Origin of the sequence: Stenotrophomonas sp. PA-6-5C (assembly GCF_021605635.1) — a bacterium.
GTDB lineage: Bacteria > Pseudomonadota > Gammaproteobacteria > Xanthomonadales > Xanthomonadaceae > Stenotrophomonas > Stenotrophomonas lactitubi.
The window spans coordinates 1-26,709 of sequence record NZ_WKEE01000031.1; the positions used below are offsets into that span (position 1 = coordinate 1).

Consider the following 26,709-nt stretch of genomic DNA (forward strand, 5'->3'; position numbering starts at 1 on the left):
ATCGAGCCCCCAAGGATGGGTCTACGGCGTGTCCCGCCTTCCCACACCACCCCGCCCAATCACGGGAAACCCACTGTTGCTGTTGCCGTTGCCTCTGCGGGTGCCGGGTGCAACCCGGCCGAACACCCTTACCCCCGCAGCAGCATGAACGGCAACAGCACCAATGCCGCCGCCACCGCCATGCCCAGCAGCACCAGCACCACGAACCCAGGGCGGCGCCGGAACAGGCTGCCGAAGGTCTCGGCAGTGCCATCGCGCAGGGCCTGCTCGCGCTCGGCGCGCACCCGCACGCTGCGGGCCGTCTGGTACTCGGCCATCAGCGCCTTGGCACGCGGCTGGTCGGCATCCTCGCGCAGCCACAGGCCGCCATTGGAGATTCCCCAGGGACTGGGTTCGGTGCGGTACCAGGCGATGCCGTGCTGGTCGAGCAGCGTGCAGACATCGGCATATTCGTCGTTGCCGACATTGCGCAGATTGAGCAGGAGTTTTGCCATGTGCCCATGATACCCGGCGCCGATGCGCTAACCTTGCCGCCCTTGACTCATCACCCACGGAGACGCCGATGCGCCGCCTGCTGCTTCCCCTGCTGCTGTCCCTCGCCGCCGTTGGTTGCTCGTCGGAACCGTCCGGTCCGCCGCCGGGAGGCACCATCGCCGCTTTCGAGCGCATCGACACCCAGCCCGGCACCGGCGCCGAGGCCGTGCCGGGCCAGAAGGTCAGCGTGCATTACACCGGCTGGATCTACGACGAGCGCGCCGACAACAAGCACGGCAAGACCTTCGACAGTTCGGTCGAACGCGGCGAGCCGTTCACCTTCACGCTGGGCGCGGGCCAGGTCATCCGTGGTTGGGATGAAGGCGTGGCCGGCATGAAGGTCGGCGGCAAGCGCACGCTGATGATTCCGCCGGAATTCGGCTATGGCGATCGCCAGGTCGGCCCGATCCCGGCAGGTTCGTCGCTGGTGTTCGATGTCGAGCTGCTCAATGTCCAACAGTGACATGCACCCGCCGCGCCGCGTCGCCGTCATCGGCGGCGGCCCGGCGGGATTGTTTGCTGCCGAACGGCTGCGCGCGGCCGGGCTCGACGTTGATCTGTACGAGGCCAAGGGCTCGCCGGGCCGCAAGTTCCTGATCGCCGGCAAGGGGGGGCTCAACCTCACCCATTCCGACCCGCGTCCGCTGTTCGACAGCCGCTACCGCGAGCAGGCCGCCAGCGTCGGCCAATGGCTGGACGGCTTCGACGCACAGGCGCTGCGCGACTGGGCCGCAGGCTTCGGTGTGGAGACCTACGTCGGCAGTTCCGGCCGCGTGTTCCCGGTTGACCGCAAGGCCGCACCGCTGCTGCGCGGCTGGGTTCGCCGGCTGAAGGAACAGGGCGTGCGCCTGCACGTCAACCATCGCTGGCTGGGATGGAGCGAAGACGGCGCACTGCATTTTGCCACCGAGACGGGTGTGCTGGACGTGCACGCCGACGCGACCGTGTTGGCGCTGGGTGGCGGAAGCTGGCCGCAGCTCGGCAGCGACGGCGCATGGGTTCCGGCCTTGCAGGCCCGCGCCGTGGATATCGCGCCGCTGCAATCGGCCAACTGCGGATTCGACGTTGCGTGGACACCGTTCTTCGCGCAGCGCCACGCGGGTGCGCCGTTGAAGCCGGTCGTCGCACATTGGCATGGCCTGGACGGTGAGCTCCGCTCGCTGCAGGGCGAGTGCGTGGCCAGCGAGTACGGTATCGAAGGCAGCCTGATCTACGCCCTTTCGGCCGACCTGCGCGACACCATCAACCGCGACGGCCACGCCACGCTGTGGCTGGACCTGGTTCCGGGCCGCGACGAGGCGCGCCTGCTGGCCGATCTCTCGCAGCCGCGCAAGGGCCGCAGCTTCGGTGAGCACCTGCGTCGCCAAGCGGGGCTGGATGCGGTAAAGACTGCATTGGTATTTGAAACACTGGGGAAGGATGCCGGCAACGATCTGTCCGCTGTAGTCACCACATTGAAGCGCCTGCCGCTGCGCCTGCTGCGCCCGCGGCCGATGGCCGAGGTGATCAGCACGGCAGGCGGCGTGCGCCTGGATGCGCTGGACGACGGATTGATGCTGCGTGCCTTGCCGGGGGTGTTCTGCGCGGGAGAAATGCTGGACTGGGAAGCCCCGACCGGTGGCTACCTGTTGACGGCGTGCTATGCCAGCGGACTGCGCGCAGCAGAGGGTGTGACGGCGTGGTTGGACACGCGTTGATCAACGTGCGGTAGCGCCGGACACATCACGCTGGCCGGCGCATCTTCACCGAAGCCAACGCCACGCCACTGGGATGCGGATACAGTTCCTCTCGTTCGGCGATGAAGCCCTGCCGCTGGTAGAACGGCACGGCATTGAGCGAGGCCGACAACACTACCTCGCGCGTCGGGTCGGCCAGGGCCAGCAACCGCTGCATCAGTGCCTGGCCGATACCCTGCCCGCCCCGATCCGGATCGACGAACAGCGCGTCGATCTCGTTGCCCTCGGCATCGAGCACACCGAAACCCAGCACGTCGCCCCGATCATTCTCGGCGACGACGCAGCCGCCCTGCCCCAGCAGCCGCGAATACTGCACCGGCGGGGGCGATGCCGACCACGGCGCGATCACCTCCGGCGGATAGTGGCTGCTGCACAGCTCGCGTACGCAGCGCGTTCGCAGGGCCCACAGCGTGCTTACATCATCGTTGGTACCAGTCCTGAACTGCATGCAATCTCCGTGTGCATCTGGATTTCGTACAGCCGAGCACCGGCTCGGCTCCACTACGCGACTCATCGCGACTTGCTGGCCCGCAGCGCCTGGATCTTCGGCGGCGGCTGGAACGAATCACTGCGCGCATCGGCCCAGAACGAATGGAACACCGCGTGGTCGGGCACCTTGTGCAGCAGCTCGCCCGGCTCCAGGTAGCGGTACAGCGAGGCCAGCGAACGGATCTCGACCGGCGACACCCGGCGCAGGATGTGTTCCGGGCCAAGCTCGGCCGGATCGTTCAAGCCTGCCGCACACAGCAGCTCTTTCAACGCATGCAACGTGTGCTCGTGGAAGCTGTAGACGCGCGTGGCCTTGTCCGGTGCATCCAGGTGCTTCCAGCGCGCCGGATCCTGGGTAGCGATGCCGGTCGGGCACTTGTCGGTATGGCAGCTGAGCGACTGGATGCAGCCCAGCGCGAACATGAAACCGCGCCCGGCATTGCACCAGTCGGCACCCATCGCAATGGTGCGGGCGATATCGAACGCGCTGGTTATCTTGCCGGCCGCGCCGATACGGATGTGCTCGCGCAGGTCCAGGCCCACCAGGGTGTTGTGCACCAGCAACAGCGCCTCGTGCATCGGCACACCCACGTGATCGACGAACTCGGCGGGTGCCGCACCGGTGCCGCCTTCGGCGCCATCGACGACGATGAAGTCAGGCAGCAGACCGGTTTCGTGCATCGCCTTGGCGATGCCGAACCATTCCCACGGGTGGCCGATGGCCAGCTTGAATCCCACCGGCTTGCCACCGGACAGCTCGCGCAGGCGGGCGACGAACTGCAGCAGTTCAACCGGCGTGGAGAACGCCGAATGGCGCGAAGGTGACACGCAGTCCACGCCCATCGGCACGCCACGCGTCACCGAGATCTCGGCCGTCACCTTCGGCGCCGGCAGCACGCCACCGTGTCCCGGCTTGGCGCCCTGCGAGAGCTTGATCTCGATCATCTTGACCTGATCGTGATTGGCATTGGCAACGAAGCGTTCCTCGCTGAAGCCGCCCTTCTCGTCGCGGCAACCGAAGTAGCCCGAGCCGATCTCCCAGACCAGGTCGCCGCCCATCTCGCGGTGATACGGTGAAATCGAGCCTTCGCCGGTGTCGTGGTAGAAGCCACCCCGGCGCGCGCCTTCGTTCAACGCGCGGATCGCGTTGGCCGACAACGAGCCGAAACTCATCGCCGAGATGTTGAACACGCTGGCCGAATAGGGTTTGGCACAGTTCGCGCCGATCAGCACGCGGAAATCGTGCTTGGCAATGGTGGTCGGCGCCAGCGAATGGTTGATCCATTCGTAGTCCACTGCGTATGTGCTGCGCAGGGTGCCGAAGGGCACCGTGTCCATCTGGTTCTTGGCACGCTGATAGATCAGCGCGCGCTGCTGCCGCGAGAACGGCACATCTTCCAGATCGCTCTGCACGAAGTATTGGCGGATCTCCGGGCCGATCGATTCCAGGCCGTAGCGGAAGTGCGCCATCACCGGATAGTTGCGGCGCAGGGTGCTGCGCTTCTGCAGCAGGTCCCAGGTCCCCAGCGCCACCATCGCAGCTGTAAGGCCGACGCCCCAATACCAGGCCGGCCAGATCGTGGCCAGCCACAGGCAGATAGGAAACATCAGGATGGCGAGCAGGTAGACGATATACCGGTGCATGGCGTTCCTCGGTTGCAACTGCCCCCGAGTCTACCGCGCGAGCACCTACAGGCGATCGTCGACCACGCTGCGCGGCCAGGCAGACTTCACGTCATAGACAAGTCCATCGGGTGCCAGCAGGCTGCGGATATGGGCATCGTCCATCGCCTTGAAGCTCTCATGAGCCACCGCCAGCACCACTGCGTCGTAGCTGCCGGCCACCGGCTCGGCCAACCAGTTCACACCCTCGTCCGCCAGTGCGGCCGGCCCCACCCACGGATCGCTGACGTCCACCTGCGCGCCGCCGTCGGCCAGCCGCTGGGCCAGTTCCAGCGCGCGGCTGTTGCGCAGGTCCGGGCAGTCCTCCTTGAAGGTCACGCCCAGCACCAGGATGCGCGATTGCGCCGGTGAGCGACCGCGTTCGGCCAGCATCGCCAACACACGATTGGCCACATGTTCGCCCACCCGGTTGTTGACCTGCCGCGCGGTATGGATGAGGTCGGGGTGGTAGCCCACGCTTTCGGACTTGTGCAGCAGGTAGTACGGGTCCACGCCGATGCAGTGGCCTCCCACCAGCCCCGGACGGAACGGCAGGAAATTCCATTTGCTGCCTGCGGCGTCGAGCACATCCTGGGTGTCGATGCCGAGGCGGTCGAAGATCAAGGCCAACTCGTTGACCAGCGCGATGTTGACGTCGCGCTGGATGTTCTCCACCACCTTGGCCGCTTCGGCGACCCGCATCGACGGCACCGGGAACGTGCCGGCGGTGATGATCCGCTGGTACAGGCCATCGACCACCGCAGCCACCTGTGGCGTTGAACCGGACGTGATCTTGCGGATGTCGGCCAGACGCCGCTGGCGATCGCCAGGGCTGACCCGCTCGGGGCTGTAGCCGCAGTAGAAATCCTCGTTGAAGCGAAGGCCCGAGCCCTGCTCCAGCAGTGGCACGCAGACTTCTTCGGTGGTGCCTGGGTAGACGGTGGATTCGTAGATCACCAGGTCACCGGCGCGAAGATGGCTGGCGATCAGTCGTGTCGCCGAGCGCAAGGGCTCCAGATCGGGCTGCTCGTAGGCATCGATCGGTGTGGGCACGGTGACGATGTAGACGTTGCAGGCGTCCAGCTGCGTCGGATCGCTGCTGTAGCGCAGCAGCGAAGCGCTGGCCAGTTCGTCCGGCTCCACCTCAAGCGTGTGGTCCTGCCCACCGGCCAGTTCGGCGATGCGTGCGGCATCGATGTCGTACCCCAGCGTGGGCAGCTGCCGGCCGAAGGCCACCGCCAACGGCAGCCCGACGTACCCCAGGCCGATGATGGCCGGAGACGGCATCTGTACTGCGCCGATCGGCGCACTCATGCGCGGCGTCCGGAAGCTGGCGACGGTGTCCACTGGGTCATGCGAGAGTCCGGGTGCGGGCAAACATGCCGACAAGATTAACCGCGGCAGCGCCGCCAGACCACGCCGGACTCAGGATCCAAGGCTGACGGCGGCCGGTTCGAGCTCGCCGTGGTCCCCGGTCCAGGCTCGCAGCAACAGGCAGAAGCCGTGATCCGGGGGATCCTGCTCCAGGCTGAAACCATGCCACGGGGCCGCCACGATGCTGGCCAGCGTCGCCGGATCCACCTGTCGGTTGGCCATCGTCCAGCGCGGAAACCAGCGGGTCTGGATCGGGCCTGCGGCAAGCTGGGTGATGCTGCCGTGGCGCCGCGCGTTGCCGATGCGCGCGTGCACCGAGGCCAGCCCATCCCGTGGGCCTTCGATGTACTGCAGGAAACGGCTGCCATCGAACATCAGCACCCCGGTCACTCCAGCCATGCGGTTGAACGCCGTCGCATCGGCCAGCAACGCATCGAGCTCGGGCACGTCCAGTCCCTCCCTGGCCGTGCTGACATAGGCGTACGCATGCAACGGCATGTCCATCACTCCCCTCCTGAGTGCAGAGGAATATGACAGGAAGCGCGAGGACTTCAAGCGTTGGTTACTCCGGCGGCGCCTCGACCTGGTAGCCGCGCTGCACCAGCGCGTCCAGATAGCCTTCGCCAAGCAGCAGGCTGACCGGCACCGTCGCAAACGTGCCAGCGTGATGGGTCAGCGCCGCATCCACGCCCTGCAGCCAGCGCGTACGCACCTGCTGCGGCATGTCACTCCAGCCACGCCTGCGCACGAAGGCCGAATCCTGCAGCAATTCGCGGCAGGTCTGCGCCATCGCAGAGCCCGACAGCCGACGCAGTGCGGCGACATCGCCAAGTGCCCAGGCATTGGCCCTCTCACGCAACACCGGCGCCTGGAATTCCACGGTGTCGAGCGTGCGTTCGAAGCATGCGCGGTCATCGACTTCGGTGGACTGCAGTTCCTTCAACGTGCCACGGATGTCGTCGACCTTCAGCTTCACCTGCACATCTTCCGGCTTCAGATCGCGGGCCTTGTAGGCGCGCCCGAGCGCTTCCTTCACCTGCTTGCCGTCGCGCAGGCCGTTGCGCTTGAGGAACGCCTGGTACAGGCGACCGGAGGCCACCAGCGGACGATCCTTTTCCACGCCACGGTCATTGCCCATGTAGGTCTGTTTCAGCCCCAGCCAGCGTGCGTAACTTGCCGCCGGCAGGATCTGATCCAGCGTGCGCCCCTGCGGATCGCGCGCGGTTTTCATGGCCAGCGGCAGCAGCGTCAGGCCCTTGAACACACCGATCTTCGCATCGAGGCTGAAACCCGGATCGCCCAGCACATGGTCGACACCGGCGATGGTCCGTTCGACTTCATCCGAGCGCCATTGCACGCCGCTTGGCAATGGCGAGACCGTTCCCAGGATCCACAGCACATGCCCCTGCGGAGCGGTCACCTTCCAGAGCCCGGGGCCCGGTTGTTCACCGGTGACCTGCACCGTGTCCATGTCCACCACCGGGCCAGTGAGCGCTGGTGCCTGCTGCGCGGCGGCCGGGCCTGTCGCCAGCATCAGCCCCAGCACGGCACTGCATCCGATCCATCGCTTGCCACGTGCACGCATATCGCCATTCCCGGGAACGTTGGCGGACTGTACCCAGCCCCGCGCCCGGCTGCGTAAAAGCAGCGTTAGCCGGCGGCAGCGGCGGCGATTCCGTTACAATCGGCGCGCGCTGCAGGCCCGGATGGCGAAACTGGTAGACGCATCGGACTTAAAATCCGCCGGGGGCAACCCCATGCCGGTTCGATCCCGGCTCCGGGCACCACTGCACGTTCCAGGGAGACTTCGCGCTTACAGCGATTCGCCAAAAATCGGCAAAAAATCAGCCGCTTGGACTCGCACAAGAATCCGCACTCACCCCGGTTCGCCCGGACCTGCCCGGCTACTCTCCCCAGAGTTTCCCCATATGATGCGGCGATGGGGCGATGGGCAGCATCCAACGATCAGGGAACAAGTGGCGCGTGCAGGTTTACGTGGCGCGCGTTCGCGACTCCACTACCAAACACACAAAGCAGGAAGCTGCGAAGTGGGTTCCCGAGCGCGAGGCCGAGTTGCGTCCTGCGTTGGGCGCCGCCGTCATGCGACTACCGGCGGCGCTTTTACCTCAACGCAGCAGTAGCTGCGCCTTGGCCATCTCAACGGTCTGAACGGTCACACTGAGCGCGCATGGTCCGGGGCCCGAGGCCATTGTGAATGTGGCCAAAGCACCTCCAATAGTGGTGCCGACAAGCGAATTGGCCCGCGGGTCGTGCGGAACCTGAAGAACAAGCAGATTGGGATACTGCGACAGAAGAGTTCGCGTCGAGATGCAGCCTCCGCGAAGGTCGAATGAGAGTTCTTCCAGCTTTCCCGCAGGATCGAGTTGTAGCGCAACATTTGTTCCGGTGAGTCGGTCACCTATAGCCAGGCCGGATACTTCCCCGTCAGGCAGACGGTCCTGCTCCAGCGCAACAGCACGCTTGACGCTTTCCGCACCCGCCACGGCGGCAAATGAGAGTTGTTCCACCTTCTTCCACAGAGCCTTCTGGTCTTCACGAGAAGCTGGCTCTGAGGGCTTCGGAATGGATAGATCCGTGCCCACCGCTCGCACGTGCAAGGGCACCACATGAAGTATCACCAACGCCGACAGGGCGGTGAGAATGCTGGTCTTCATAGTTCAGACCTCCGTGCCATAAAGGCATTGTACGCCCACGTTCTCGTCGTACCATCTCCCATATAAGGTTCGATAGCTTTTGCCTGTCAATGAATGGGTGTTGTTGTCGCAGAAGCTGCTTCCAACCCTTTCGTCAAGCGTCTCACCTCCGGCCAATATGATTGCCTGTAGCTGTGAGGAATTTCTCGACCTCGCGCACGGACGTCGGCCACATCCACACCACGACCAGCGGCGGCATGGCTGCTCGGCGCAATGCTGGCAAGCGCTGAGGCCTGCGCTCAGATCGCCCGGGAGTAGCGAGGCTGCTCCTGGGCAACACGCAGATAGGGATCGAAGCACATCGCCAGCAGGCGCAGCAATGGCCGCCCCGGCTCGCTGGTACGCACCACGCCATCGCGGTACTCGGCCAGGCCATCCTGCTGCAGACGCTGCACGGCCTGCAGGTCTTCGGCGAAATAGGTCTCGAAGTCGATGCCATGGCGCTGCCCCAGTGACGCTCCATCCACTTCACCCTGGCACATCAACTGCTGGATCAGCTCGGCGCGCAGCTCGTCGTCGGCACTGAGCGCAACGCCGCGCCAGACCGGCAGTTGCCCGTGGTCCACTGCGTTTTCCCACGACGGCAGGTCGCGCGGGTTCTGGCTGTACGTGGCACCCACATGGCTGATCGCACTTACGCCAAGGCCGATCAGATCGGTGTCGGCATGGGTGGTATAGCCCATGAAATTGCGATGCAGCTGGCCAGCGCGCTGGGCACGCGACAGATCTTCTTCCGGCAATGCGAAGTGGTCCATGCCGATGTACTGGTAGCCGGCTGCGGACAGGCGCTCCACCGCCAGGCCGAGCAGCGCGAGCTTGTCTTCCGGCGAAGGCATGCGGCTTTCGTCGATCTGCCGCTGTGCTCGAAACAGGTGTGGCAGGTGCGCATAGCCGTACACAGCCAATCGATCCGGGCGCAGCGCCAGCACCAGTTCCAGGGTACGGCCGAAGCCCTCAAGGCTCTGCCCGGGCAGGCCGTAGATCAGATCGACGTTGACCGAACGCATGCCGCTGTCGCGGCACGCGCGCAGGATGTCCAGCGTCTGCCGCACGCCCTGCACGCGGTTGATCGATTCCTGCACCTGCGGGTCGAAATCCTGCACACCCAGGCTGGCGCGATTGAAGCCGAGCCGGGCCAGCATCGCCACGTCGCTGGTATCGATGAAACGCGGGTCCAGTTCGATGGAAAAATCACGCTGCGATGAATCGCTGAAATCGAAGCGGCGGCGCAGGCCCTCGACCAGCGCGATCATCGCATCGGCTTCCAGGAAATTCGGTGTGCCACCGCCGAGGTGCAGCTGGATCACTTCACGGCCATCGGCGAACTGCGGTGCCAAAAGGTCTGCCTCGGCCAGCACGCGTGACACGTAACTGTGGCCACGCCCGCGGTCGCGGGTGATCACCCGGTTGCAGCCGCAGTAGAAGCAGGGGCTGGAGCAGAACGGCACATGGACGTACAACGACAACGCACGCGCCAGCGGGTTGCTGTCGGCGATCGCCTGGCGCAGCGCCGGTGCATCGAAGCCGTCATGGAAGTGCGGCGCGGTGGGATAGGAGGTGTAGCGCGGCCCCGGCCGGTCATGCCGGCGCAGCAGATCGGGATCGAAGGCCCAGGCCAGGCCACCGGCAGCGGGAGAGAACGTGTCCATGGCGCCAGCATCGCGCCAGACCACGCGCAGCGCCTTGACCCAGATCAATCCTTGGCGGGGACGCCCAGCACCGGCAGCATGACCTGCGGCCAGCGCAGCATCTGGTAACGGCGCCAGAAGGTTTCGGCGATGCGGGCGGCCACATCGTCGGCCAGCGCCTGCATCGGCGGGTTGTTGCACTCGGCGGTGGTGATGTGGAACAGCACCAGCCAGCGGTCGAACAGATCCTTTTCCAGGTCGATCGCCATGTGCTTGGACATCGGCGAACCCTTGAACCGGCGCGTCCCGCGCAGCATCGCCGACCAGAAATCAACAAGCTGGGCGAGGTGTTCGGGCCAGTCTTTCACGTGACCTTCGAACACCGGCCCCAGACGCTCCTCGTCACGCACGCGCGCGTAGAAGTCGTGAACCAGCCGGGTCACTTCCTCCTCGCTGCACAACTCTGGCGAAGCAATGGGAAGGGCAGTCGTGGGCGTTGCGTTCATCAGGGCACCATCTGCGGATCGGCAGTGTGCCGCATGCCGCCACCACCGCTGTTGATCCAGATCAATGTCAGCGCACGGGGGCGCACCTAGGCTGGCACGCTTGCAGGAAGCATGCCCTGCGGATGCTGCGCCAACCACGGCGGAGTATACGCGCCGCCCTCTTCTTCGACCCGAACCCGCATGAACACACCGTCTTCCCGCCGCCAGCGGCGTATCCAGCAGTGGGGCGCAGTCCTGTGGCCCAGCTTCATCGCCGCCGGCCTGGCCTGCGTGGTGTTCTTCGCCTTCGTCGATCCACTGCGGCTGCAGGCGATCAGCTTCCCGGGTACCGCCATCAGCCGTGAACTGGGCTACACCGCAGGGTTCTTCATGTTCTGGGCTGTCACCGCACTTTCCAGCGCGGTGACCGGCTACCTGCTGCGGCCGATGCCGAGCGAAGAGGATGAGGAGCCATTGGGATGAGCGTCGCCACTATCCCGCCACCGTATCCATGGCGTTGGCGCCGTGTGCTGGGCGTTGCGCTGCTGGTTCTGTTCCATGTGCTGCCGTGGCTGCAATGGAATGGCCGGCAGGCCCTGCTGCTGGACCTCAACGCGCGCCGCTTCGACCTGTTCGCGTGGACCCTGTGGCCGGATGACATCGGCGTGCTGCTGGGCCTGCTGGCGGTGATGGCGGTGGGTCTGGCCCTGCTCACCCATCTGGCCGGCCGCGTGTGGTGCGGGCATGCCTGCCCACAGACACTGTGGACACGGGCCTTCGATGGGATCGCGCAGGCCCTGGCCCGCGTCCTGCCCGCGCAGGCAGCGCGGCCGCTCACCCACGTGGTCTGGTTGCTGCTGTCGCTGTGGACCGGGATCACCTTCGTAGGACTGTTCAGTCCGATCCGCGAACTGGTCGCCGGCGCATTCGATGGCAGTTGGAGCGGCTGGGAGACCTTCTGGGTGCTGTTCTATGCCGGCGCCACCTGGGGCAACGCCGGGTTCCTGCGCGAACAGGTGTGCCGATCGCTCTGTCCGTTCGCGCGCATGCAGCCGTTGCTGACCGACCCGCACACCCCGCGCATGTTGTATGACCCACGCCGCGGCGAGCCACGCGGCGCCCGCCCACCGGCATTGGGCGGCGTGCTCGGGCGGGGCCGCGGTCTGCTCGACCCGACCACCGCGCAGGACTACGTTTTCCGTGCCGCACATCCACTGCTGGCCGGACCGATGCCGACCTTCAGTGCGGATCGGCTGGGCGACTGCATCGATTGCATGGCCTGCGTACGCGCCTGCCCGATGCAACTGGACATCCGCCATGGTCCACAGGCCGATTGCCTGGCCTGCGGTGCCTGTCTGGAAGCCTGCACCCGGCAGCAGCATCAGGCGGGCTTCGGGACCGGCCTGATCAGCTATTGCAGCCCGCAGGTGATGGCCGGCCAGCCGCGAAGGTGGTGGCGCCCCCGCACCACCGCCCTGGCATCGATGCTGCTGGCCTTACTGGCCTGTGGCGCCTGGCGCCTGCTCTGAGTCAGCCCGGGTCGCCCGGGCGCGGCGGTACCAGCTGAGCACGACGGACGATGCCCAGTTGTTCGATGATCAGCGCCATTTCGTTGGTGACATCGGTCCGCCCGGTCCCTTGCGGAACCAGACGATCAAGCACCTGCTGGTAGGTATCCCAGAACGCCGGACCGCATCCGTGTTTGTGATAACTGGCTTCCAGTTCGCGGCGTACCCGTTCAGCCAAGCCATGCATGCCGTATTCCATACGACCTCCGTTGGACTTGTTCTGCATCGTTGACGGTCGACCGATTCACTTGCGAGCTACTGAAAGACTCCCGGCCTTCACAACCGGTTGATGCCAATTAGTCATAGATTTCACGACACGTCAATTACAGCGCGCGACTTTCGCGATTGAAATTATTAATCGTTCATGAAACGCCATGGCGAAGGGGATCAAGAATCTCCGTGCCGATGTCGACACTGCCTGCCATCGAACCCGGGTGCCCATCACAGATCAGGCCATCGCTGCGGGCGGGGCAATCGATTCTGCCTATGTTGCTAAGCATGCTTAGCAAATTGATCTTAGCGGTCTATCTGCGACAGCGTTGGTCGCATCTCATGCAGTTTCATCGCTTGGCCCCTGATCCGGCGGGAACAGCGCCGGGTACCGCTGCTGCAGGATGTAGCGCCTCAACGGCGGGATGGGAAAGCCTCTGGGCCATTGCGAGACAGCGGATCTGCTGATTCCAAACAGCTTGGCGAGCTCTGCGTCGGTGGAAAAGCCCAGCCGCGTGCGGACCTGCCGCTTGCTCCAGAATTCGTCCATTTTCGATCCCTTTCATCATCAAACTTATTCTTGCGCCAAGGCCTCTTTCGATTCCACGCGTTAAGCTGGCTTGCATAGATGAATACTCTTGGACAACGACTCGCGGTCGCCATGAAGGACGCCGGGCATGCACGCCCGGCCGACCTGGCGCGTGCCGCCGAAACGACGACGGCCACGGTCAGCAACTGGCTCAACGACCACGTCAAGGCCAACCACGTGAAAGCCGAACAGCTGTTCCGCATCGCTGATGCGGTGAAGCTGGACCCGCGGGAGCTGCTGTTCGGCCCGTTGGGACGGGGTGTCGGCGAACGCGGCACGGCCTACATGCACATGCCCAGCGAAGCCCATCTGGATGTCTGGCAAGCGGCCTATGAGCTGGTCGCCCACATCCTTGCCGAGCGGGGCCTGGAAGTCGGCTACCGCCGTGAAGCCACGCTGGGGCTGATGGCCCATGACCTGCTGATGGAAGGCGTCAGCCGCGGCAAGGTCGCACGCGTGGTGATGACTGCCCTGCCCTGACCCATCGCGTGCTGGTAGCATGGCGGTCGATGGGGATGGGGCTCCCCCGATAACCGCCTGGGATGGCTGATGGCTCCTGCTGCGACGAACCCGGCGTTCGTCGATGGCAGGTATTGCCCGCCATTGCGTACGCCGTCGAACCTGCGAACACGCACTCGAGGCAAGCAATGCAGACGTTGAACAACTATGTGCTGGTATTCCTGGGCGGCGGTGTCGGCGCCTGCCTGCGTCACGCCTGCAATCTGATCGGCGCCCGCGTCGCCGTCGGCAGTTCCTGGCCCTGGTCGACCTTTCTGGTCAACATCAGCGGCGCCTTGCTGATGGGCGTGGTGGTGGAGGCATTTGCCCTGCGCAACGGCGCGTCGCCGCAACTGCGCCTGCTGCTGGCCACCGGCGTTCTTGGCGGCTACACCACGTTCTCCACCTTCTCGCTGGAAACCGGCCTGCTGCTGCAGCGGGGCCAGCATGGCCTGGCCGCACTCTACGCGGGCGGCTCGGTGGCCCTGGGCCTGGCCGGGCTGTTCGCCGGCATGAAGCTGACCCGGCTCGCGCTGGGGTGACACTCAACCGGCAGCAACGCGCGCCTGCCCGCGCCACTGCCGTGGCGATTGCCCGGTGTGCGCCTTGAACGCCCGCGACAACGCCGCCTCGCTGCCATAGCCGACCTCGTCGGCGATTCGTTTCAACGGTCGGCCCTGACGCAGCGCCTGCTGCGCCAGGCCGACCCGCCACCCCTGCAGATAGTGACCGGGCGTGGTACCCATGGCCTCGCGGAAACTGGCGGCGAACACACTGCGTGACATGCCGGCAACGTCAGCCAGATCCTCCAGTGTCCAGGCCTGCGCCGGTGCCTCATGCATCGCCACCAGCGCCAACCGCAGGCGTGGATGGCCGAGCCCGGCGAACAGGCCGCCGCGCATCCCGCCCCCCTCCATCAACTGCCGCAGCACCTGGATCATCACCACCTCGAACAGGCGGTTGACCATCACCGCGCGGCCGCAGCGCTGCTCGAACGCTTCTTCGAACAGCAGTTCAAGGACGGCATCGCCGCCATACAGATCGGCCAGCGGCAGGCAGATGAAGTCGGGCAGCGCCGCACTGATCGGGTTGAGCCTGCCGCCCTCGAAATGAAGGTTGGCGCAGGCCATGTCGGCGCCGTGCCGGGGATCGGTATGGAAGCGGTGCGGCATCGGGCGCGGATACAGCAGCAGGCTGGGAACATCGACCTGCACCGTCTGCCCGCCATGGCTGACCTGCAACGGACCGCGCCGCACCAGATGCAGCTGGCCGGCCTCGCCCTCTCCTTCGAGACTGTTGATGCCACACAGCGCGCCGGCATGGAACACCGAGGCGGTGACCGCGAAGCGTTCGAGCAGGATGGCGAGACGATCGGCCATGACGGGACTCCAGATCAAGCGGAAGAAGGCAGATACGTCAGATCGTATCGGATTCAAGACCTACCGGCACGGCGGCTCAAGCCGGAACAAGGGCTCATCCTCCGGGTAGGTGGATCACGTCGAATCCCTCTTCCTCGGCAGGAGCAACGAAATGGCGGGTAATCCGCTCGAACTCGGCCTCCGTAGCCTGGAATGGATGCGCGCCAGCAGCATTGCGCGCGCGCAGCCTCGCCTTGCAGACCTCATCAGGGACGTCCAGGAAGTGCAGCCGATGCGCCGCGCCGGCGCGAACGAATATCTGCCGCGCCCATGCGCGGCTGGCGGGGGTATTGGAGGGAAAGTCGAGCACTACCGACACCCCCGCCTGCAGCAGGCAGCAGACGTGGTCGGCAAGAATGCCGCGCAACGCCGCCGCGTTCCGCAGGTAGTCGGCCACGGACGTGATCTGGCCGGGATAGAGTGCCGCCAGCCAGGTGTCTTCGCAGATCAGCGCAGTCCGCGGCTGCATCGACAACTGCCGGGACAGCGTGGATTTGCCTGCTCCGATCTTGCCGCATACCAGGTGCAGGGTGGCCGGGCAATCGTGTGTATTGCTGGGAAGTAGCTGCATGTGCCATCTCCGAGGGCGAAGGAACGTCGATCGCCCGGGAGCGGTGGCAGCCCGCCCTCCCGGGCGGGTTGCATGGCTGGAACAGCCGCGCGCTAACCCGCCTTCCCGTGGGGAATTCGGATAATCGCCGGAATGCGCTGGGTCACCATTCCCCCACACTAGCGTCAGATCAGGCGCCTGGGCAAGCCACTGATGCGGTGCAGCGCGCCCCTTGCACTATTCAGCCCTATCCTCGCCACACGCCCTGCAAGGAAGGTCACGATGCGTCCACGTTTTCGACTCGCCCTGGCCGTGGCCCTGCTGCTGCCACACACCCCGCTGTCCGCCGCACCTGCAGCCACGCCGCGCACCTCCAGCGGCGAACTGCAAGGCGCACGCTGGCGCCTGGACGTGCCCACCGGCTGGAACGGTGAACTGGTGATGCTGGCGCATGGCTATGAACCGGTCGGCGTTCCGCAGCCTTCACCGATGCCGGCCAACGACAGCACCGCTGGCCTGCTTGCAGCGGGCTACGCCGTTGCCCAGAGCGCCTATGCCAGCCAGGGCTGGGCAGTGGCAGATGCGATCAACGACATGGAACGCCTGCGCACGCACGCTCAATCCGAATTGAAGGACGTACACCGCACCTGGATCCTGGGCTTTTCGATGGGCGGTGCGGTGGCCATCGCCACTCTCGAACGCCTGCCGCAGCACTACAACGGAGGTGTTTCGCTGTGTGGCGCCAACCTGCCCGGCGAGCAGTTGGCCAACGACCTGCTGACCACACTGGTGGCGTTCGATTATTTCTTCCCCGAGGCCGAGGGGCTGCCCCGCCAGGGCCTGGTATCGGCAGACGCTGCGGCGCTATCGCAGATGGCGCTCTATCAAGGCATCGCCGCCGCGCTTCAGAGCCGGCCGGCCGTCGCTGCGCAACTGGCCACACGGCTGCAGGTAAGCGCCGAGGCATTGCCGGGCACGATCAGCCTGCACGCGATGATCCTGCACGAACTGGCTACGCGCGCCGGCGGCATGCCGGTCGGCAATCTGAGGACTGTCTACCGCGGATTCGGCGACGACAAGGCGTTCAATGCGGGCGTGCAGCGGCACGCGCCGGTCGCGCTGGCACAGCGATATGTGCGCGGCAAGCTGGCATTGACCGGCGCGGTCAAGCGGCCGCTGGTGATCCAGTTCAACAACAATGACCCAAGCATCGTGCCGCGCATGCAGGCGGTGTATCCGCAGCTGGCAGAGCGCGCGGGCGCCACGTCATTGCTGCGTGTCCTGCCTGCGGTCGGCGAAGGCCACTGTGGCTTTGTGGATTCGCAGGTGGTCGAGGCGCTGAAGGCAGCAGCGGCTCCCCTCTGAGCAGCCGAACGGATCAGTGGCCCAGCGTACCCATGGTGAAGGTATACCCGGAGCGCATGAGGAAATCGCGCATGCGCAGCTCCGCGCGGCGCGGCGACGGAAGATCTGGCGGGCCATACAGTGCATAGACCACACCAGCGCCCTCGATGCGTTCCCGGCGCACATCACAATGACGGCTTTCCGAGGCGAGGACCCAACCGTCCTTCAGTTGATCGGGGCCGATGGACTGCCCGTTCTTCAGCCGGAATGTAAGCCAGCGCACATCTGCGGTGGATCTGCTCATTGCCCGCCAGCTGCATCGTGCATGCAGCCCCTCATGTCCTTGCCTGCCATTGCTGCTCCCGAAGACCAGAACTCGACCATACCCCGTCGCCATGTCGTGGCCGGCTGAGACTGACAGGGACACGTGGCGGTCCTCAGGCGCCCACGTCGAACAGCCTGCGGAAAGCTGCCTGCCCGGCTGGCGTGACCTGCAGTTCGCGCCGCCCCTCGAGGCGACGCAGCCAGCGGTTCTGCAGGAAGCTCTCCAGCATGGCTTCGCCGACCATGCCGGCCATGTGCGGGCGACGCTCGGTGCAGTCCAGGCAGCCACGGCAGTAGCGCTCGGGCTTCACCTGCGGTGATCGTTCGATCAGCTCTGCCAGCGGCTCGCCCACGGCGCGCAGGACAGCGGCGCCATCAGCCGTCATCTGCCAATGGCCTGCAGCCGCGGTGATCGCTCCGATGCCCAGCAGGTGATCGGAGATGGCGACAGCGTATTCACCCGCCAAGTGTCGATAGCAGCTGCGTGCCCGGCGGAAGCCGGCATCGACCCGGACGGTTCGCGGAGAGAGCGGTGGCAGTTGATCGCTGAAACGCAGGATGCCTTCCAGCATGTCGGCGACCTCGGTCGAGGCGAGCCGGTGATAACGGTGACGCCCCTGTACCGCCACGACCAGGATGCCGCCATCGAGCAACCGCCGTAGATGACTGCTTGCCGTCTGCGGCGAGATGCCAGCCACGCCGGCCAGCTCGGAGGCCGTGTGCGCGCGGCCATCCATCAACGTCAACAGCATGGCCGCGCGTGCGTGGTCGCCGACCAATGTGCCGACATTGATGAAAGAGCGGGAGGTCTGGGCCATGGCCGCATTGTGGCACGCCCCCTGCCACGCATCATTCGACCCGGATCGAAGCTTCCGCGCCTTTGCACAGGGCACAGTGATCGCCCGCAACCAACGAGTTCAAGCATGCCATCGGAAGACCTCCAACGCCGCTGCATCCGTCCCTCCGTGCTCTACCCGGGAACGCCGGTGGTGCTGATGACCACGCTGAATGAAGACGGCAGTGCGAACATCAGCCCGCTTTCGTCATTCTGGGCGTTGGGCGACCGCGTGGTGCTCGGCATCGGCGAACAGGGCCAAGGCTGCAGCAACCTCCTGGCACGCGGCGAATGCGTACTGAACTTCGCAGATGCCACGCAGGCGGCGCAGGTCGAAGCCATCGCCCGCGCCACCGCGCGCACCCCTGTGCCGGATTCGAAGCGTGATATGGGCTACGTGCATGTGCGTGACAAGTTCGCACTGGGTGGCTTCAGCCCAGTCGACTCGGTGCAGGTGGCACCACCGGCGATCGCCGAATGCCCGCTGCAGGTGGAGGTCGCGCTGCTTGCCTCGCATCGGCCCAGCGGAACGCAGGATCAGGGCTTCATGATCGTCGAAGGACGGATCTGCCAAGTGCATGCACACGAGGCGATCACCATCGCCGGCACCCAGCACATCGACGTGCAGCGCTGGGCACCGTTGATCTACCTGTTCCGCCACTATGTGGGCACCACCACGCCGGTGGCGCGCAATTTCCGCGCCGACGATCCGGCGCCAGCCGCGGCTTGAACATCTGGCTGCACACTGCCAGCGCTTGATACAATAAGCGCTTGGCTCAACCGCGGAATCGACGCAGCTCCAGCGCCGCGAGGGTGTACCAGCCGAACGCCGGCAGCAGCGCAAGGCACTGGGTGAGGCCGCGATAGGGCTCCGGGTCGAAGCCGGACATCATCAGCCACAGATAGGCCATGCCCAGCAGCGAGCAGGCGCGCGCGGACCATGCCATCCGCGTGGACGCCTGCGGGCCCAGCTCTGCCAGGAACAGCAGCGGAGTCAGGATCGAGAAAATGCCGATGGCATAGAGGCCATGCAGCGGGCTGCCCGTGGTGAAGACGCCATTGCTTACCATGGACACCCCGAACAGCGTGGAGGTGAGCGCAGTGAGCGCGAAACGTCGACTCTGCGCCAGCAACGCGAGGCTGAAGAGGATGATGGCCGAGCCACTGACCACAGGGCCGACCTGCACCGCCTTGGCCGGCAGCCCCGGCATCAGGCCAAGCTCGCTGAGGTGCTGGGGGAGCGAGTGGTAGCCGGGCACGGTGAATGCAAAAGCAATCAGCGCCAGCATGGCGCCGAGAGGGATGTACACGGCCTGCTGGATCGCCAGGTTTCGCACTGCGGTCACCACTGCTGAAGAGGACGGCGACGTTGGCAGCCGGCCCCGTCGGGGTGCATGTGCATTTTGGTATGGCCTGCGGGTGCCAGGTTCCGCGCAAAGAAAAAGCCCTGACCAGAGTCAGGGCTTTTCAATTGGAGGCCTCAAGCGGAATCGAACCGCTGTAAACGGATTTGCAATCCGGTGCATAGCCACTCTGCCATGAGGCCAACGTACTGCGATCAGGAACGACGCCCCTGACATGACAAAACCCCGCGATGGGGCCTGTCGGAACATGGAGCGGGAAACGAGACTCGAACTCGCGACCTCAACCTTGGCAAGGTTGCGCTCTACCAACTGAGCTATTCCCGCATAAGCCGTCATGGTACCGGAAGCCCGGGACACACACCAGCCATTTCACAACTGTTTTCACTTTTCTGACTGCGCGCAAAGCCTTGTGGCTCAACGTGCCCCGCCTTGCCGGGCGGGAGAAAAACAAGGCCCCAACCGGGGCCCTGTGCAATCTGGAGCGGGAAACGAGACGTGTACTAGGACGCTAAGTCGTTGTTTCCCAAACACTTTCTTCGCTGAGGTGGCTAGCGAAGACCTCAATTGTAGCCTTGTTTTTCGTCCCCGGCAACAAGTTCGTCCAAAGAAATCCAACGACGTCCAGAGACGTGCACTCCGCACCGGAGCCGCATTCGGCAACATCGCCATACGGACGGCCTCGAACTCGCCACACCAGTTCTCTGCTTCCACATCGAATGCGATGCCGACCAGCTAGCAGCCTTCCGATGTCGCCGATCTCGGCGCAGTTCGGATGCCACCGTGGAAGTACACGCACCGGCGCACTGTGGCACTCACCGGAGCAGGCCGCGCCAAAGGAACGCACACCCTAGCCATGATGGGTAGGCGCGCGATTCTTTATGGGTATATCAGGATGCCAGGATAAGAATGACGGGAGCGGATTCGCTGCGTCTGACTGGACGTTGGATGGGGATTGCGCCCTCTTCGCATCCCTTGAGACCGCTGGCATATCAGGTCATACCCAGGCGGTTTTGCAGAGGCCGCAACTTCTTACGACCCTGATAGCGTGAGCGTCACTGTCGGGCTTGCTTCCCGATGCTCGGCCTTCACTTGACCAATAGATTTTTGCACATCGAACACGCGCCGGCTACCAGCAACGCGAACCGTAGAGACGCAATTAAGACCATGAACAAGCGGATCTCGGATCTCGCTTCTGCAGAGGCCGACCATGAGGTTGGCACCAAAGGAGTCGCTATGTAGTTCTCCTAGAAGGAGATGGGAGCATGTACGACAAACCACCTCTAACCAAGGTGTTCTATCGCCCGATTGAAGCCTCCATCAGGTGGGCCGGGTTGCTGCGGTTCAAACATCTTGTCCTGGCCTCGATCTCGTCGCCAAGGAACCTACCGAAGTCGTTAGATTGTCCCCGTTGGAGCGAGCTTCGCCTGTACACCGACCGCATCTACGATGGAATCCTTAACGGGGAGTTGCCGTTCGGGGAGAACGGCATCACGACACATGATCCCGCTTTGATCGACTCCCCTGATCTCACCGTTCGCCACGTCGATCTGAAGCGTTGGATGCACCAGCACTACCCCGAGCACCGGCCAGGCTTTCTATTCTCGCGCAGCGAACGCATCGCCCATCCGGTCATCTCGCTGGAGACCGGGCAAGCCATGCTGGTCGAACAGTTGGCGCTGAAATCCGCCTTGGAGCAGTCCAGACGCCAACTTCGCGAGTTGCAGGACAAACACAATGCGCTGCTCAAGCAATCCACGGTGATCCCCGCCTGCGCGCAGTGCCCGATCAGCGATCGGGCCGAGGCCACCTACCTGAACATCATCGGGGCCATGCTGGAGTTGATGCTCGGCCAGTCGCCATCGGGCACGCCGTACTCCAGCTTCAAGACGCAGGAGGCCGTGGTCAGCGCACTGGTCGCCCATCACCACGGCGTCATGGGTATCGCCGAGCGGACATTGAACGGCAAGTTCGCCACGGCCAGGCGCCGGCTGCATAGCGCCACGCTCTGAGGATTTCCAGCTTGTATGTGCAATCGCGGAGATTGCATTTGCAATGTCTTTCCGCAGCCGTGTCTATTGAATAGAGGTCACGCCAACAAACGCCACTGAGCGTTCAGGAGTGACCGCCATGTCGCAAACACCTGTACTGCCGCCCAACGAGCGCCGCATCCTGCGCCTGGAAGAAGTCGAAGCGAAGTCCGGCTTCAAACGTGCCCACATCTACAACCTGATGAAGAAGCGCCAGTTCCCGCAGGCGCTGCGCCTGGGTGTGCGTGCCGTCGGCTGGGATTCCATCGAAATCGACCAGTGGATCGCCGAGCGCGTCAACAACCGGGCCTGACCCGTTCTCCCGCGGACCTTCCATCCTCACACGGAGAACGCCATGCAGGTCGTATCCATCATTTCAACGAAAGGTGGCGTCGGCAAGACCACCACGGCCGCGAACCTGGGCGGGCTCGTCGCCGATGCGGGGCTGCGCGTGCTGCTGATCGATCTCGACGTGCAGCCCACCTTGTCGTCCTACTACGAACTGGGCCACCGCGCGCCTGGCGGCATCTACGAGTTGCTGGCCTTCAACGAGCGTGACCTCGGCCAGCTCGTGTCCCGCACGATCATCACGGGCCTGGACCTGGTGCTGTCCAACGACCACCGGGGCGAGTTGAACACCTTGCTGCTGCACGCGCCGGATGGGCGCCTGCGGCTGCGGCACCTGCTGCCGATCCTGGCTCCGCTCTATGACCTGGTGCTGATCGACACCCAGGGCGCGCGCTCCGTGCTGCTGGAGATGGCGGTGCTCGCCTCCGACGTTGCGCTGTCGCCCGTGACCCCGGAAATCCTCGCGGCCCGCGAGTTGCGGCGCGGCACCATGCAGTTGCTCGAAGACATAGCACCGTACCGGCACCTGGGCATCGAACCACCGGCGCTGCATCTGCTCATCAACCGCGTCCACCCGGTGTCGGCGAACGCTCGGCTGATCCAACAGGCCCTGCGCGACCTGTTTCAAGATCATGCCGGCATCCGGGTGCTGACCACCGACGTGCCGGCCATCGAGGCCTATCCGCGCGCCGCGACACGCGGCCTGCCGGTGCATCGGGTCGAGTACCGCCAGCCACCGGGCAGAGTCGCCCCCGCCGCGCTCCACACCATGCGCGACCTCGCTGGCGAACTGTTCCCGCAATGGCAGCACCGATTTGCCGCGGTGTCCGGCCGCCCGCCATTCCCTCTTGATACCGGGAGGCCCCATGGCGAACGCACATGAACTGGCCCGAGGCCACAAGCGGCTGCGCGCCCTGATCGAATTCGCTGTCGGTGAGGGCTGGCACGTCAAGCGCACGCCGGGCGGCCACCTCAAATTCACCAAGGCAGGCTGCGCCGCGATCTACACCAGTTCGACGGCCAGCGACCACCGAGCGGCCCTCAACGCCCGCGCGCAAATCCGCCGCGCCGAGCGCGAGGCCCGATCCCAGGCGCAGGGAGGCTGCCATGGCTGAGATCACCTCCCAGCAAATGGCCGGCAAACTGCTCGCAGCGGGGTTCGAGCGCAGCGGTCCGTCCGCGGCGGCCTTGAGCGACCCGATCGCCGACACGCCCATGGTCGTGACCCTCGACCAACTGCGTCCCTACGACCACGACCCACGCAAGAAGCGCAATCCGGCCTACGAGGACATCAAGGCGTCCATCCGCGAGCGCGGGCTGGACGCGGCACCGGCCATCACCCGACGGCCTGGCGAGGAACACTACATCATCCGCAACGGCGGCAACACGCGGTTGGCCATCCTGCGGGAGCTGTGGTCGGAGACCAAGGACGAGCGGTTCTTCCGCATATCGTGCCTGTTCCGCCCGTGGCCCAGTCGTGGCGAAGTTGTCATGCTGACCGGCCATCTGGCCGAGAACGAATTGCGCGGCGGCCTCACGTTCATCGAGCGCGCTCTCGGTGTCGAGAAGGCGCGCGAGTTCTACGAGCAGGAAAGCGGCACCACCTTGAGCCAATCCGAACTGGCCCGCCGCCTTGCGGCCGATGGCTTCCCGGTCCAGCAGTCGCACATCAGCCGCATGAACGACACGGTGCGCTACCTCCTGCCCGCGATCCCCGCCGTGCTCTATGCTGGCCTCGGCCGCCACCAGGTCGAACGCCTGTCGGTCATGCGCAAGGCCTGCATGTTCGCGTGGGAGCGCTACGCCAAGGGCCGCACGCCGGTCCAGGACTTCGACGAGTTCTTCCAGGAAGTCTTGTCGCAGTTTGATGTGCAGGCCGATGAGTTCTCCGCGCAGCGCGTACAGGACGAGCTGATCGGCCAGATGGCCGAGCTGCTGGGCGTCGATTACGACGTGCTCGCGCTGGACATGACCGAATCCGAGAGCCGCCAGCGCGCTCTGGTCAGTGATCCGACGCCACCCTCGACACCGCTCGCCTTGCCGGAGCCTGGGGCTATCGCGCGTCCACCTGCCAACACCGCGCCGCCTACCACAGAGCCCGTATCGGCAGCGCAGCCTGCAGGCCCCGCGTCTGCCCCCTCAGCGCGAGAGAGCGACACAGATGCCAACGAGGCGAGGACGGCGAGTCCGGCAACCGATCATCAGCGGCTTCAGGAGCACATCGTCTCGCCGGCGCCGACGACCGAACGGCTCCAGTCCATCCAGCGCATGGTCGCCGACCAATTGGGCGATGCGTTGCCGCCCGACTTCTCGGCGAACGTCTTGCAGTCAATCCCCGTGCAAGCTGGCGGGCTCTATCCGATCTCTGATGTCTGGTACATCGACGCGAGTCTGGAGACGCCCGAGCGCCTGCGCATCCACGTCGCGCAGTTCGCGCGCGAGATCGCGGGTGACGCCGGCCTGGACGAGTGCATCGAAGACAGTCCAGACGGCATCGGTTTCGCTTGCCGTGCCTACGCCCAGGACCCAGGGCCGCTTGGCCGTGCCGCTCTGGCGCTGCTGGCATGTCTGGCCGGTCAGCAGCCCGCCGATGTCGGCCTGGATAACGCGCAATTCGTCATCGACCTGTCGGCACTGCTGCATGGACAAGGGCATGCAACCCGGCGGCTGAGCGACACCGCACTGGTCAAGCTGTTCCGGCTGCTGCGGCTGGCCCGCCGTCTGCTCGACCTGGACGCCGGCGCTGCCGCCCCTGGAACGTGACCGAGGGAGACCAGCATGTCCGCACCACACCCACTCAACCAGGCCGTCATCGCCCAGGCCCTCTATGACCTGCGCAATGGGCAGCTGCGCCGCTGCAAGCTGATGGGGTTTGGCGAGGAAGAACTGGACGCCCTCAAGCATCCCGCGCTGATCAGCGTGCTGGCCAACGCCAACGTCTCCTGGTGCTCCGTGACGGTCAACCGCGAGGTCCTTCGGCGACTGCTCAAGCAGGCGCAGGACGTGGAGAAGGAAATCGCCACGGTCGATCGCATGCTCAGGCTGGGTGCGAGCACCGAGATGGTCAGCCGGTTCTATGGTTTGACCCACCAGGAGGTAGCGCTTCGCCGCGAAATCCTGGGCCTGCCCAAGCGCAAGGGCCGCCATCCCGTGTTGGACGAGAAGCAGGACACGGAGCTGTGGCGGCAATGGAAGGCCGTGACCAGCAGCAGGAACGTCGATCTCGAAGACGAAACCTCCATCCTCGACGCCACCATGGACTTGGCAGAAAGCATGTCGCTGCCTCTTTCGGTGGTCTGGGCCTCGATCAAGAGCTGGGTCGATCAGGGATTAGGTTGACCATGGCCGTGGACGACACCGCACCACGTCGTGGCCTCACAGCACTCGCAGACCTGTTCGACGCTGCGCTGAACGACCTTGCGCCCAAGCCCAAAACCGACCCGCCCCCCTCGCACCCCACGCCTGTCGCGATGCCCACAGGCCCGGCGTCTGGCGATGCCTTCCTGTTCAGTGGCAACCGGCACGAGACCGTACCGCGGCGGCTCTTCCTCGACCGTCGCCTGACGCCGCTGGAGCGCAACGCCTGGCAGGTCTTCCGGCTGATGCTCAACGACGATGGCGTGACGGCGTTCCCGACGTATGAACAGCTTCGGCCCTGGCTGGCGTCGATGCCCTGCGCCGGGCAAGCCTCACACGAAACCGTGGCGCGAGCCCTGACGCTGCTGCGCCTCACCCGATGGCTGAGCCTGGTGCGGCGACGGCGCGACCCCAAGACCGGCCGCATCCTCGGCAACCTCTATGTCCTGCATGACGAGCCGCTGACGCCCTTTGAAGCGATGCAGCTCGACGCCGACTACCTGGCGCTGGTCAGCCAGTCCCTCGGCCACTCGGCCAAGGCCGTCCAGATGGTCGGCCTGCACACACTCAAGGAAATCGCGGAAGACCCGCTGCTCTCCGGCCGCACGCTGCCGTCACGGCTGCAGGTCCTGGCCGAACGCCTCGCCAGCCAAGGCATCACGGCGACCGAAAGTTATCCACAGGAGGATGCCGCTCACGATTCCGAAGAAGGGCCGACGAGCCTTCTTCGGAATCCCGATGACCCCACTTCGGAATCCGAAGCAGGGCCGAAACCCGCGCCAGACGCCTCTCTTCGGAATCCGAAGCAGGCCCGTACAGTACGTAGTAGTCGTATTAATGAAGTACGTACTACCGCGCAGGCGCGCGCGCTGGGTGACCTGCAATGGCCCAAACGCTTCGCGGAACTGAAGGCAGAGCAGCAGACAGGTGCGCGGGTGGCATTGCAGCAAGTCGATGCCGCGCTGAGGCAGGCCGTGCTGGACGAATGGGCCACTCGATGCAGCAGCCGCGGCATCCGCAATCCCGCGGGGTATCTGTTCGGCATCATCCAGCGGGCCATCCATGGCGAGTTCAACGCCTGGGCCAAGAAAGACGCGCCATCGGCACACGCTCCGCCGAATGAGCGGCCACCACCAGCACCGCCACCATCCCAGCCACAGAGCAAGCCGGTGCCGCCAGAAGTCGCCAGGCAGCACATCGAGCGGCTGCGCAACCTGCTCGCCAGCAAGTGAGCGGGCTTGCAAGCCGGTGAAGTGGATGCCAGTGGCTTCCAGTAGAGCTATCCCCAGGGGATAGTTCCACTGACGGCTACACGTCGAACCGCTGCACGCCAAGCCCCGATCGCCTGCGGCGGGATCGGCCCTATCCGCGCTTGATCCGGGCGCGCAGCGTTGCTTGGCGCTCCATGGAACTATCCCCTGGGGATAGTTCCACTGACAGCTACGACGTCGAACCGCTGCAAGCCATGCCTCGATCGCCTGCCGCGGGCTCGGCCCTGTCCACGCTGATCCAGGCGCGCAGCGTTCCTTGGCGCTCCATGGCGCTATCCCCTGGGGATAGCTCGCGACGCATTCGACCGCCGCGCCGTGAACCGGGGACGGGCGGGTTTCGGTTTGTTGACTGACTGCCTTCCGCTTCCTGCCGAAGCTGGCCGC

31 protein-coding genes, 3 tRNA genes and 1 riboswitch are annotated in these 26,709 nt (G+C 65.1%); of the genes, 16 read left to right on the plus strand and 18 right to left on the minus strand.

Annotation, left to right across the window (positions count from 1 at the left end):
- Nucleotides 1–128 precede the first annotated feature (128 nt).
- On the minus strand, nucleotides 129–494 hold the full coding sequence (locus GIW57_RS13850) for a DUF6164 family protein (RefSeq protein WP_100464680.1): 366 nt from the start codon (nucleotides 492–494) through the stop codon (nucleotides 129–131).
- Nucleotides 495–562: 68 nt separating this feature from the next.
- Between GIW57_RS13850 and GIW57_RS13855 the strand changes: the two genes are divergently transcribed.
- Together GIW57_RS13855 and GIW57_RS13860 are read left to right on the plus strand one after the other, a co-directional pair.
- Nucleotides 563–997 carry an FKBP-type peptidyl-prolyl cis-trans isomerase gene (locus GIW57_RS13855; RefSeq protein WP_236511565.1) on the plus strand — a complete coding sequence of 145 codons (435 nt, stop codon included), beginning with the start codon at nucleotides 563–565 and terminating at the stop codon, nucleotides 995–997.
- Nucleotides 984–2,231 carry a TIGR03862 family flavoprotein gene (locus GIW57_RS13860; RefSeq protein WP_236511567.1) on the plus strand — a complete coding sequence of 416 codons (1,248 nt, stop codon included), beginning with the start codon at nucleotides 984–986 and terminating at the stop codon, nucleotides 2,229–2,231. The genes GIW57_RS13855 and GIW57_RS13860 overlap by 14 nt, the downstream gene beginning before the upstream one ends.
- A 25-nt stretch (nucleotides 2,232–2,256) precedes the next feature.
- On the opposite strand, the gene GIW57_RS13865 is transcribed toward GIW57_RS13860, so the two are convergent.
- The 5 genes from GIW57_RS13865 to GIW57_RS13885 all read right to left on the minus strand — a co-directional run bounded on the left by GIW57_RS13865 (nucleotide 2,257) and on the right by GIW57_RS13885 (nucleotide 7,380).
- Entirely contained in the window at nucleotides 2,257–2,718 is a 462-nt protein-coding gene (locus tag GIW57_RS13865) for a GNAT family N-acetyltransferase (RefSeq protein WP_236511569.1), read from the minus strand.
- 62 nt (nucleotides 2,719–2,780) lie between these two features.
- Nucleotides 2,781–4,403, minus strand: coding sequence for an FMN-binding glutamate synthase family protein (locus GIW57_RS13870; protein ID WP_236511571.1), 1,623 nt, complete (start codon nucleotides 4,401–4,403; stop codon nucleotides 2,781–2,783).
- Nucleotides 4,404–4,448: 45 nt separating this feature from the next.
- A complete protein-coding gene (locus tag GIW57_RS13875; protein ID WP_236511572.1) occupies nucleotides 4,449–5,735 on the minus strand; it encodes a nucleotide sugar dehydrogenase in 1,287 nt (428 codons plus the stop codon).
- 111 nt (nucleotides 5,736–5,846) lie between these two features.
- Nucleotides 5,847–6,299, minus strand: coding sequence for a BLUF domain-containing protein (locus GIW57_RS13880; RefSeq protein ID WP_236511574.1), 453 nt, complete (start codon nucleotides 6,297–6,299; stop codon nucleotides 5,847–5,849).
- A gap of 58 nt (nucleotides 6,300–6,357) precedes the next feature.
- Nucleotides 6,358–7,380: a TraB/GumN family protein gene (locus GIW57_RS13885; protein WP_236511575.1), complete on the minus strand. Its 1,023-nt coding sequence runs from the start codon at nucleotides 7,378–7,380 to the stop codon at nucleotides 6,358–6,360.
- A 115-nt stretch (nucleotides 7,381–7,495) separates the two neighbouring features.
- Here GIW57_RS13885 and GIW57_RS13890 point away from each other — a divergent pair.
- Nucleotides 7,496–7,582 (plus strand) — tRNA-Leu (locus tag GIW57_RS13890).
- Between the two features lie 339 nt (nucleotides 7,583–7,921).
- Here GIW57_RS13890 and GIW57_RS13895 read toward each other — a convergent pair.
- The 3 genes from GIW57_RS13895 to GIW57_RS13905 all read right to left on the minus strand — a co-directional run bounded on the left by GIW57_RS13895 (nucleotide 7,922) and on the right by GIW57_RS13905 (nucleotide 10,643).
- The gene (locus GIW57_RS13895; protein ID WP_236511578.1) at nucleotides 7,922–8,470 is read right to left on the minus strand and encodes a hypothetical protein; all 549 of its coding nucleotides are present in this window, start codon (nucleotides 8,468–8,470) and stop codon (nucleotides 7,922–7,924) included.
- A 278-nt stretch (nucleotides 8,471–8,748) separates the two neighbouring features.
- Nucleotides 8,749–10,158 (minus strand): oxygen-independent coproporphyrinogen III oxidase, encoded by a 1,410-nt coding sequence (hemN, locus tag GIW57_RS13900; RefSeq protein ID WP_236511580.1) that lies wholly within the window; start codon nucleotides 10,156–10,158, stop codon nucleotides 8,749–8,751.
- Between the two features lie 44 nt (nucleotides 10,159–10,202).
- Nucleotides 10,203–10,643, minus strand: a complete 441-nt coding sequence (locus GIW57_RS13905) for a group III truncated hemoglobin (RefSeq protein ID WP_100464667.1) — start codon at nucleotides 10,641–10,643, stop codon at nucleotides 10,203–10,205.
- Nucleotides 10,644–10,823: 180 nt separating this feature from the next.
- Here GIW57_RS13905 and GIW57_RS13910 point away from each other — a divergent pair, with 180 nt between their 5' ends.
- Nucleotides 10,824–11,105, plus strand: coding sequence for a hypothetical protein (locus tag GIW57_RS13910; RefSeq protein WP_100464665.1), 282 nt, complete (start codon nucleotides 10,824–10,826; stop codon nucleotides 11,103–11,105).
- Nucleotides 11,102–12,151, plus strand: a complete 1,050-nt coding sequence (locus GIW57_RS13915) for a 4Fe-4S dicluster domain-containing protein (protein WP_100464663.1) — start codon at nucleotides 11,102–11,104, stop codon at nucleotides 12,149–12,151. The genes GIW57_RS13910 and GIW57_RS13915 overlap by 4 nt, the downstream gene beginning before the upstream one ends.
- Before the next feature lies 1 nt (nucleotide 12,152).
- On the opposite strand, the gene GIW57_RS13920 is transcribed toward GIW57_RS13915, so the two are convergent.
- Nucleotides 12,153–12,389 carry a hypothetical protein gene (locus GIW57_RS13920; protein WP_025875165.1) on the minus strand — a complete coding sequence of 79 codons (237 nt, stop codon included), beginning with the start codon at nucleotides 12,387–12,389 and terminating at the stop codon, nucleotides 12,153–12,155.
- A gap of 351 nt (nucleotides 12,390–12,740) precedes the next feature.
- On the minus strand, nucleotides 12,741–12,950 hold the full coding sequence (locus tag GIW57_RS13925; RefSeq protein WP_236511582.1) for a Cro/CI family transcriptional regulator: 210 nt from the start codon (nucleotides 12,948–12,950) through the stop codon (nucleotides 12,741–12,743).
- Nucleotides 12,951–13,028: 78 nt separating this feature from the next.
- Between GIW57_RS13925 and GIW57_RS13930 the strand changes: the two genes are divergently transcribed.
- The gene (locus tag GIW57_RS13930; protein WP_223880016.1) at nucleotides 13,029–13,469 is read left to right on the plus strand and encodes a helix-turn-helix domain-containing protein; all 441 of its coding nucleotides are present in this window, start codon (nucleotides 13,029–13,031) and stop codon (nucleotides 13,467–13,469) included.
- Between the two features lie 22 nt (nucleotides 13,470–13,491).
- Nucleotides 13,492–13,555: riboswitch (Fluoride riboswitch) on the plus strand.
- Between the two features lie 81 nt (nucleotides 13,556–13,636).
- Complete coding sequence (gene crcB / locus GIW57_RS13935; protein ID WP_100464655.1) at nucleotides 13,637–14,029, plus strand: fluoride efflux transporter CrcB; 393 nt, start codon at nucleotides 13,637–13,639, stop codon at nucleotides 14,027–14,029.
- Nucleotides 14,030–14,032: 3 nt separating this feature from the next.
- Here the strand turns inward: crcB and GIW57_RS13940 are convergent, their stop codons facing one another.
- A complete protein-coding gene (locus tag GIW57_RS13940) occupies nucleotides 14,033–14,866 on the minus strand; it encodes an AraC family transcriptional regulator (protein WP_100464651.1) in 834 nt (277 codons plus the stop codon).
- 94 nt (nucleotides 14,867–14,960) lie between these two features.
- Nucleotides 14,961–15,476, minus strand: a complete 516-nt coding sequence (locus tag GIW57_RS13945; RefSeq protein WP_100464647.1) for an ATP-binding protein — start codon at nucleotides 15,474–15,476, stop codon at nucleotides 14,961–14,963.
- A gap of 261 nt (nucleotides 15,477–15,737) precedes the next feature.
- On the opposite strand from GIW57_RS13945, the gene GIW57_RS13950 reads away from it, so the two are divergent.
- Complete coding sequence (locus GIW57_RS13950) at nucleotides 15,738–16,820, plus strand: hypothetical protein (RefSeq protein WP_100464644.1); 1,083 nt, start codon at nucleotides 15,738–15,740, stop codon at nucleotides 16,818–16,820.
- Between the two features lie 13 nt (nucleotides 16,821–16,833).
- On the opposite strand, the gene GIW57_RS13955 is transcribed toward GIW57_RS13950, so the two are convergent.
- Both GIW57_RS13955 and GIW57_RS13960 read right to left on the minus strand, forming a co-directional pair.
- Nucleotides 16,834–17,103: a hypothetical protein gene (locus tag GIW57_RS13955; RefSeq protein ID WP_089240177.1), complete on the minus strand. Its 270-nt coding sequence runs from the start codon at nucleotides 17,101–17,103 to the stop codon at nucleotides 16,834–16,836.
- Between the two features lie 133 nt (nucleotides 17,104–17,236).
- Nucleotides 17,237–17,941 (minus strand): winged helix-turn-helix domain-containing protein, encoded by a 705-nt coding sequence (locus tag GIW57_RS13960; RefSeq protein WP_100464641.1) that lies wholly within the window; start codon nucleotides 17,939–17,941, stop codon nucleotides 17,237–17,239.
- A 177-nt stretch (nucleotides 17,942–18,118) separates the two neighbouring features.
- On the opposite strand from GIW57_RS13960, the gene GIW57_RS13965 reads away from it, so the two are divergent.
- Nucleotides 18,119–18,688, plus strand: a complete 570-nt coding sequence (locus tag GIW57_RS13965) for a flavin reductase (protein ID WP_100465711.1) — start codon at nucleotides 18,119–18,121, stop codon at nucleotides 18,686–18,688.
- Between the two features lie 46 nt (nucleotides 18,689–18,734).
- Here the strand turns inward: GIW57_RS13965 and GIW57_RS13970 are convergent, their stop codons facing one another.
- From GIW57_RS13970 to GIW57_RS13980, 3 genes are all read right to left on the minus strand, one after another.
- Entirely contained in the window at nucleotides 18,735–19,304 is a 570-nt protein-coding gene (locus GIW57_RS13970; protein WP_236511584.1) for a DUF998 domain-containing protein, read from the minus strand.
- Nucleotides 19,305–19,430: 126 nt separating this feature from the next.
- Nucleotides 19,431–19,504 (minus strand) — tRNA-Cys (locus GIW57_RS13975).
- 66 nt (nucleotides 19,505–19,570) lie between these two features.
- Nucleotides 19,571–19,646 (minus strand) — tRNA-Gly (locus GIW57_RS13980).
- A gap of 938 nt (nucleotides 19,647–20,584) precedes the next feature.
- Here GIW57_RS13980 and GIW57_RS13985 point away from each other — a divergent pair.
- From GIW57_RS13985 to GIW57_RS14015, 7 genes are all read left to right on the plus strand, one after another.
- The gene (locus GIW57_RS13985) at nucleotides 20,585–21,331 is read left to right on the plus strand and encodes a hypothetical protein (protein ID WP_034030533.1); all 747 of its coding nucleotides are present in this window, start codon (nucleotides 20,585–20,587) and stop codon (nucleotides 21,329–21,331) included.
- Between the two features lie 118 nt (nucleotides 21,332–21,449).
- Complete coding sequence (locus tag GIW57_RS13990; protein WP_011347600.1) at nucleotides 21,450–21,662, plus strand: AlpA family transcriptional regulator; 213 nt, start codon at nucleotides 21,450–21,452, stop codon at nucleotides 21,660–21,662.
- 42 nt (nucleotides 21,663–21,704) lie between these two features.
- Nucleotides 21,705–22,580 carry a ParA family protein gene (locus GIW57_RS13995; protein ID WP_034030422.1) on the plus strand — a complete coding sequence of 292 codons (876 nt, stop codon included), beginning with the start codon at nucleotides 21,705–21,707 and terminating at the stop codon, nucleotides 22,578–22,580.
- Nucleotides 22,564–22,812: a hypothetical protein gene (locus tag GIW57_RS14000; RefSeq protein WP_034030424.1), complete on the plus strand. Its 249-nt coding sequence runs from the start codon at nucleotides 22,564–22,566 to the stop codon at nucleotides 22,810–22,812. Before GIW57_RS13995 ends, GIW57_RS14000 begins: the two co-directional genes overlap by 17 nt.
- On the plus strand, nucleotides 22,805–24,460 hold the full coding sequence (locus GIW57_RS14005; protein ID WP_034030426.1) for a ParB family protein: 1,656 nt from the start codon (nucleotides 22,805–22,807) through the stop codon (nucleotides 24,458–24,460). Before GIW57_RS14000 ends, GIW57_RS14005 begins: the two co-directional genes overlap by 8 nt.
- Nucleotides 24,461–24,475: 15 nt before the next feature.
- On the plus strand, nucleotides 24,476–25,036 hold the full coding sequence (locus tag GIW57_RS14010; RefSeq protein WP_034030429.1) for a DUF2857 domain-containing protein: 561 nt from the start codon (nucleotides 24,476–24,478) through the stop codon (nucleotides 25,034–25,036).
- Between the two features lie 2 nt (nucleotides 25,037–25,038).
- Complete coding sequence (locus GIW57_RS14015; RefSeq protein ID WP_034030430.1) at nucleotides 25,039–26,286, plus strand: STY4528 family pathogenicity island replication protein; 1,248 nt, start codon at nucleotides 25,039–25,041, stop codon at nucleotides 26,284–26,286.
- Nucleotides 26,287–26,709 lie beyond the last annotated feature (423 nt).